6 protein-coding genes are annotated in these 7311 nt (G+C 40.9%); 2 read left to right on the plus strand and 4 right to left on the minus strand.

Annotated features, from left to right (window positions below):
- Positions 1-26 precede the first annotated feature (26 nt).
- The 3 genes from PSF16_RS06405 to PSF16_RS06415 form a co-directional block, all read right to left on the minus strand.
- Complete coding sequence (locus tag PSF16_RS06405; RefSeq protein ID WP_179897545.1) at positions 27-914, minus strand: N-acetylmuramoyl-L-alanine amidase; 888 nt, start codon at positions 912-914, stop codon at positions 27-29.
- Positions 915-1240: 326 nt separating this feature from the next.
- The gene (locus PSF16_RS06410) at positions 1241-1519 is read right to left on the minus strand and encodes a helix-turn-helix domain-containing protein (protein ID WP_006663388.1); all 279 of its coding nucleotides are present in this window, start codon (positions 1517-1519) and stop codon (positions 1241-1243) included.
- Between the two features lie 416 nt (positions 1520-1935).
- A complete protein-coding gene (locus PSF16_RS06415; protein WP_228075622.1) occupies positions 1936-2592 on the minus strand; it encodes an N-acetylmuramoyl-L-alanine amidase-like domain-containing protein in 657 nt (218 codons plus the stop codon).
- Between the two features lie 372 nt (positions 2593-2964).
- Between PSF16_RS06415 and edd the strand changes: the two genes are divergently transcribed.
- Together edd and PSF16_RS06425 are read left to right on the plus strand one after the other, a co-directional pair.
- A complete protein-coding gene (edd, locus tag PSF16_RS06420; RefSeq protein ID WP_272688982.1) occupies positions 2965-4815 on the plus strand; it encodes a phosphogluconate dehydratase in 1851 nt (616 codons plus the stop codon).
- Positions 4816-4872: 57 nt separating this feature from the next.
- Positions 4873-5511 carry a bifunctional 4-hydroxy-2-oxoglutarate aldolase/2-dehydro-3-deoxy-phosphogluconate aldolase gene (locus PSF16_RS06425; protein ID WP_272688983.1) on the plus strand — a complete coding sequence of 213 codons (639 nt, stop codon included), beginning with the start codon at positions 4873-4875 and terminating at the stop codon, positions 5509-5511.
- 44 nt (positions 5512-5555) lie between these two features.
- Here PSF16_RS06425 and aceK read toward each other — a convergent pair whose 3' ends face one another.
- Positions 5556-7298, minus strand: a complete 1743-nt coding sequence (gene aceK / locus PSF16_RS06430; RefSeq protein ID WP_272688984.1) for a bifunctional isocitrate dehydrogenase kinase/phosphatase — start codon at positions 7296-7298, stop codon at positions 5556-5558.
- Positions 7299-7311: the final 13 nt, after the last annotated feature.

The following is a 7311-nucleotide window of genomic DNA, read 5'->3' on the forward strand; positions in this document are numbered from 1 at the left end:
TGCGGGAAAATCCCGCACTTGCTTATCTAATCACCCTGCTGATTAGACGAGGCTTCTGGCTTGTTCGATTTCAAAGATTGTTTAAATTTCGGCATATTACGATATTTTTCAATCAATGCTAAAGCGATGGCTTCTGTTTCAGCATCAGGTCGCCCATCAATATCCCGCGGGCGGTAATGCATTTGGAACGCCCGAAGTGTCTGCTTAGTTTCTTTATCCAGCTTACCTGTCTGTGGGATCCCCGCATAACCATAAAATTTCAAGGCTTTTTGTAGATTTAGCACATTCACAGGCGCATTAACTTGCCGTTCTGCCAAATATTTAGTGACTGTTTGAGGATCTGGCCAAGCTCCTATTCCATGTAGCGCTAATGATTGCCACGGAAATGCGCGACCAGGGTCTTGCTTACGTAATGGTGCAATATCACTGTGGCCAATGACATTTTCAGGTGGGATATCATAGCGTTGCATAATATCTTTCAGTAATGGAATTAATGCATCAATCTGTGAATCATTAAAAGGTGGCCATATATCTTGACCATTTTTTCTCACAAAACCTTCATTAACAATCTCAATACCTATCGAGCTATCATTAAGACCATGATGATACTGCCAACGGCTATCGCCTGCATGCCACGCTTTTAAACGTTCAGGAACAAGCTGCAAAATTACCGGTTGACCATTTTTTTGCGCAGGTTGGCTCGGAATGAGGTAGTGAGAGCTTACCTTTCCTTTCGTCAACGTTTTGATTGAATGAGCATCATCAGAAACAGTGTAATGTAGAACAATGAACTGAATACGTTCGCTGGTATTCTGTGACGGGTAACTCTGGTCGAGATAGTAACCCGTTTTTGAAGGTGTCGTTGAACAACCGACGAGTAGGAATATGACAAATATCCATATTGCCCTAACCATTTAAAACAGCCCTTTTTCCATGTTGAATTGCCGCACATTTAAGCACACCGCCCTCGATAAAACCATGAGAACTTTTCACTAAATTTAGCTTAAATATGAACTAACACGGTGAAAAAAACGAATTAAATGTATCAATAAAGGCAAAGTAAGAATATTTTTATAAAAAATATTAATCTAATTTTATCGTTATCTGCTTTTATCATTTAAAAGCAGAATCGTCAGAACGTGATAATTCATTACTTAATAATAATAAAGAATTAATAATTAAAATCATTTAATCATTATAGTTTTTTTAAACTATCGGATAGTCGTCCCATTTAAATAAATTAAAAACTTGCTAACATGACGTCTTCAGAATTATTTTTTTCTTTTTCAAATTGTCGAGCGATCATCGTTGTAATTTCATGAATATCCATTTCAAGTAAAATAGCAATCTCGATTAATTTATCTAAACTAAGCTTATTAACGCCAAGTTCATATCGAGATACTTGCTGCTGGCTAAGTTGGATAATAGTCGCTAATTCCTGCCCGGATAATCCCTTACGAACCCTTGCCTTACGAAGATGATTGCCAAGTAAAGCATAAATATTTTGTTTTTCTGACATGTACACACTCACCTCACTCTAAATAAAACTCCATCAAACATTAACGGGCATTATAAAAACAATCTATTTTTTTAAAATAGATATAAACAATTGAATTAATGCTAATTGATAGGAATTCGGATGGGGTAGTCTGTAATTAAATCTATCATTTTACAACTCTAGGTTGTAATTCATTGCTTTATAAAATATTTTTCAACTTAGCTATATTATTTATTTTATTCAAAAAAACTATTAAAATGCCTTTATTTTCATAATATTTTACAATTTAAATAGTTATGGCAATAATTGGTAACTAAAAATCACTTGTCTTTACGATTACATTTTATTTTAAAAATTAAAATTTATTTAAAATAATAATCATCTAAAACTAAATAGCGATAATCGATAATTACATTACTTAGCTTTTCGTGCTGATTTTATCTAAATACTATCATCCCGCTTTTCCCCTGAAGATAAGAAAATAACTCCACATCCATGACACGTAAATTTTTTCGTTGTGAAGAAGCGTGACGAAATATAACCTTATCTCCACTTCTAATAACAATGCCTACATGGCTAACATCTAATCCTGATGTGGGAGAATAAATACCTACGTAATCCCCTGTTTTTAATAGTTGCAGCACATTTTTATCAATAAATTGAGTCGGAATATATCGAATAACTCTCGGCTTTATTTTAATTGTCGGAATAATCAGTTCACCGTTACTTTTTTTATTGAGCTGTTTATTTACCGAAATTGTATGAGGGCTCAGCTGTGTCGTAATATCAGTGGCAATTTTAGAATCACCTTGTGCCCAATCCGAAAAGAAATGGCGACGCTGATTAAATGCCACATGAGCATCCACATAACGAATTTTTTCTAAATTGGATACAAACTGTTCTGCATCATCTGCATGCTTAAAAGCTTCGCTATACTCGATGAATGTCATGCAATCCACCGCAGTTAAATCAATAATCAGTCGTTCAGTAGAGAGTGCATTCATATTAAGAGTTTGATTGTTATAGGGTGTTCCTAATAAAGTGGTGGTCGCATTGACTATTTTTTGCTCTTCATGCCCCTGTTGGCTGGACAAAATAGCCTTCTCTAAGACGCTATAAGATCCTATGGTTAATACCACGTCTGGCACTTCCGTGGCGTGAACAACGTGGGTATACGACCACAATACGCCCAACAGCCACCCAAGTTTCTTCAGCCTTCTCAACCCCGCCATATTTTCCCACTTTATGTTTATATAACCGCTATTAACCAACTCATTATAGTTATTATTTATCATTCTGTTAGGCTGAAAAAGCCACGATTATTCCCAAAATATCGATAACCCTCTTATTGATTCAGATCACAGATATGTCGAAATCTTCATTTTGATCATTGCAACCATTGTGTTTTCATTGAACAATGTTACCGGTAACATAAAGAGTACTGTTTGTATAATGGAGCCATTATCATGAGCAAAAATATTTCTGGAGTCACTTCTTCAACAAAGGTTAATGACACCCTTTTACAGATCACCAAACGCATTATTGCGCGCTCTAAAGACACCCGAGAAGCTTATCTCGCCAAAATTGAGCGTGCCCGTAGCAATACGGTACATCGCGCTGAATTAGCGTGTGGAAATCTGGCTCATGGTTTCGCGGCTTGCCAAAATGAAGAAAAAAGTATTCTCAAAAGCATGACCCGCTCTGATATTGCCATCATCAATTCCTATAACGATATGCTTTCAGCACATCGTCCCTATGACCGATATCCTGATCAACTTAAGCAGGCTCTCTTGGAAAATGGCGCAATTGGCCAAGTCGCCGCAGGTGTTCCTGCCATGTGCGATGGCGTCACTCAGGGTCAAGATGGCATGGAGCTTTCCTTACTGAGTCGCGATGTTATTGCAATGTCCACTGCCATCGGGCTTTCACATAATATGTTTGATGGCGCACTCTACTTAGGTATCTGCGATAAAATCGTTCCGGGATTAATGATGGGAGCCCTCTCCTTTGGGCATTTACCCGCTGTTTTTGTGCCAGCAGGTCCTATGAGTACGGGCTTACCAAACAAAGAAAAAGTCAAAGTTCGCCAGCTATATGTCGAAGGAAAAGTCGATCGTAACGCGTTATTGGAGGCTGAAGCGGCTTCATATCACAGCATTGGTACCTGCACATTTTACGGTACCGCCAACTCTAATCAGATGGTCATGGAGGTCATGGGGCTGCATTTACCGGGCGCTTCTTTTGTTCCCCCTGATTCCCCATTGCGTGATGAACTGACTCGCGCCGCCGCGCGTCAAATTACGCGGTTGACCGAACAATCTGGAAACTATTTACCCATTGGTAAGCTCGTCGATGAAAAAGTGATTGTAAATGGTATTGTGGCTCTACTGGCGACAGGAGGCTCCACTAATCTCACAATGCACCTTGTGGCAATTGCCCGTGCAGCGGGGATCATTATCAATTGGGATGATTTTTCTGATCTTTCTGCAATTGTTCCCCTTATTTGCCGAATTTACCCTAATGGTCAAGCGGATATAAACCAATTCCAAGCCGCTGGCGGCGTTTCGTTATTGATCCGACAATTACTTGCCAAGGGCTTACTCCATGATGATGTTCACACCATCGCAGGATTCGGGTTATCACGCTATACTCTCGAACCTTGGTTAGATAACGGTCAATTAGCATGGCGGGAAGGCGCAAAAAGCTCTTATGATCTTGAAGTGATCGCTGACATTGAACACCCTTTTTCTCATCACGGTGGGACGAAGCTATTGTCTGGCAATTTAGGGCGTGCAGTGATGAAAACTTCTGCCGTTCCTGTTGAAAATCAAGTCATTGAAGCACCCGCTATCGTATTCAATAACCAAAATGACATAGCACCGCGTTTCGAAGCAGGAGAGCTAGATCGGGATTGTGTGATTGTGGTTCGCTTCCAAGGACCTTCTGCGAATGGTATGCCAGAATTACATAAATTAATGCCACCGCTCGGGGTATTATTGGATAAAGGCTATAAAGTCGCATTAGTCACTGATGGTCGATTATCAGGGGCATCTGGTAAAGTCCCTTCTGCCATTCATGTGACGCCAGAAGCTTACAATGGCGGGTTGCTTGCTAAAGTTCAAGATGGCGACTTAATTCGCGTGAATGCATTGACTGGAGAAATCGAGCTCCTTGTCGATAAAGCAACACTATCCGCTCGCCAACCTTACCAAGCCGACCTATGTGCAGAACGAATTGGCTGTGGCAGAGAGCTGTTTGGTGCATTAAGACAACATTTATCCGGCGCCGAAGAAGGTGCTTGTAGTATTAATGACTGACTGTATTAATGACTGACTGTATTAATTTTTAATTTATACCGCTTACTAGGATTTATTATGAATAATTGGAAAATGACCGCTGAAGATGTTCTAAAACAAGGTCCTGTTGTTCCTGTCATTGTGATCAAGAAACTCGAGCAAGCCGTTCCTTTAGCAAAAGCGTTACTAAAAGGCGGTATCAATGTATTGGAAGTCACCCTGAGAACAGAGTGTGCTATGGAAGCTATCCGATTAATTGCAGAAGAAGTCCCTGAAGCCATTGTGGGTGCAGGAACAGTCATTAATGCAAAACAACTCGCTGAAGTCACTCAAGCAGGTGCTCAATTTGCTATCAGCCCAGGATTAACCGATGAGTTACTAATGGCTGCGAGCCAAGGTAGCATTCCATTAATTCCCGGTATTTCAACCGTATCTGAATTGATGGCAGGTATGAACTACGGGCTCAAAGAATTCAAATTTTTCCCAGCTGAAGCCAACGGTGGTGTAAAAGCCTTGAAAGCTATTGCGGGTCCATTCTCCCAAGTTCGCTTCTGCCCAACGGGCGGCATTTCTCTTGCTAATTACCGCGACTATCTGGCACTAGAAAGTGTGCTGTGCATTGGCGGTTCGTGGTTGGTTCCTGAAGATGCACTTGAGAGTGGTAACTACGAGAAAATTACCGAACTGGCACAACAAGCTGTCCAAGGTGCTCAATAAATTGCTCGCCATACAGTGGGTCATTGTGGCCCACTTTCTATCTACTAAGCTGCTGAAATAGTTTGCTTAAATCGACGGCAAAAACGTTTCTCTTCTGAGTAAGCAAAAACATCTTCTACATACCCATCCAGAATACGCTGTTGTAATTTTTGCCAATAATCCGCGCTAAACAGATCCCGATGATGTTCCAGCAAATAATCCCGAATTTTTGGATCTTGGCATAAGAATTGAGCAAACTCTTCTGGAAAAACATCCTGCTCTCGTATGCTATACCAAGGCTCGCCAGATAGCTCTTGTTCAGGGTAAAGCGGCTCAGGAATATGACGGAAATTCACCTCGGTCATATAGCAAATTTCATCATAATCATAAAATACCACCCGACCATGGCGCGTTACCCCAAAGTTTTTAAATAGCATATCCCCTGGGAAAATATTGGCGGCAGCCAGCTGTTTGATGGCGCAGCCATATTCTTCTATTGCGTGATAAAGCTGCTCATCCGACGCTTCATCCATAAAAATATTCAGCGGGATCATCTTTCGTTCCATATAGAGATGACGAATTAATATTTTATCCCCCAAATCTTCAACCTGAGACGGCGCCTCCGTCAGTAACTCAGTCATTAGCTCATCACTCACAAAACGCTTTTCAATAATAAAGTTTTCAAACTCTTGAGTATCCGCCATGCGACCCACTCGGTCGTGCTCTTTGACCATTTGATAACACTCAAGCACTCGAGCTTTAGTCACTTCTTTTTGTGGCGCAAATTTATCTTTAATAATCTTAAATACCCGATCAAATGATGGCGCCGTAAACACCAACATCACCATTCCTTTCACACCAGGCGCGAGTGTAAATTGTTCTCGTGAAAAATTTAAATACGCCAAATATTCTCGGTAATATTCTGTTTTACCGTGTTTTTGGCAACCAATCGCCATATACAATTCAGCGATTGATTTACTGGGTAAGATTTCACGTAACCAGAAAACTAACCCAGCCGGAAATGGCGCATACACCATAAAATAGGAACGAGCGAAGCCAAACACGATGCTCGCGTCATCAAACCCAGTTAAACACGCGTCTACATACATTTTGCCGTCTTCATCATGGTGAATAGGCAATAAGAATGGGTAAACTTGGTGATTGATATATAGCTTCCCAACTAACCATGCGGCTTTATTCCGGTAAAACAGCTCATTCGCCACATGCAATTGAGCACCCTGTTCAACAATCTCAGGAAAGCGCTGCCTTAGCGTTTCCATAATACAGTCAATATCAAAGGCTAAATTTCGCCACGTTAAGCGAATGGGCAACCCACTTAAGATCCCATTAAATACCGTTTCCATGTTCCCATTGAGCTTATATTCGCGAGCTAATGGTCTTGGTAAGGTGCAAAAGCGCCGTGCTGGTTGTGAAGTAAAGATAAACAGATTTTCTTGAGTCAGCTCTCGATGTTGAAACAGCCGGCAATATACTGAATTAAAAAAACTTTCAGCAATTTCAAAACGCGGATAATCCGGCAGTAATGTCGCATAGACCTGTTTGATTCGAGCCAAATTATAAGGGCTGAGCGATTGCACTAGCCCCATACATTGCAGCTGAGCAACGACAAGCCCCACATGATGGTCATACAGCTTTATCCTTTGTTTCATCGCGTGTTGAACCGCATGCCAATCCCCGCGTTCAAAGCGTTCTTGAGCGCCCGAGGTGATTTCAAGAAATCGCCCATATTGCGCATCAAAGCCCTGCAAAATGGTTTGAGCGATGATCTGTTCAGTTTCAAGGGTCATCTTCACTCTCCCA

It is taken from the genome of Providencia sp. PROV033 (assembly GCF_028484855.1).
In the GTDB taxonomy this organism is placed as follows: domain Bacteria; phylum Pseudomonadota; class Gammaproteobacteria; order Enterobacterales; family Enterobacteriaceae; genus Providencia; species Providencia alcalifaciens.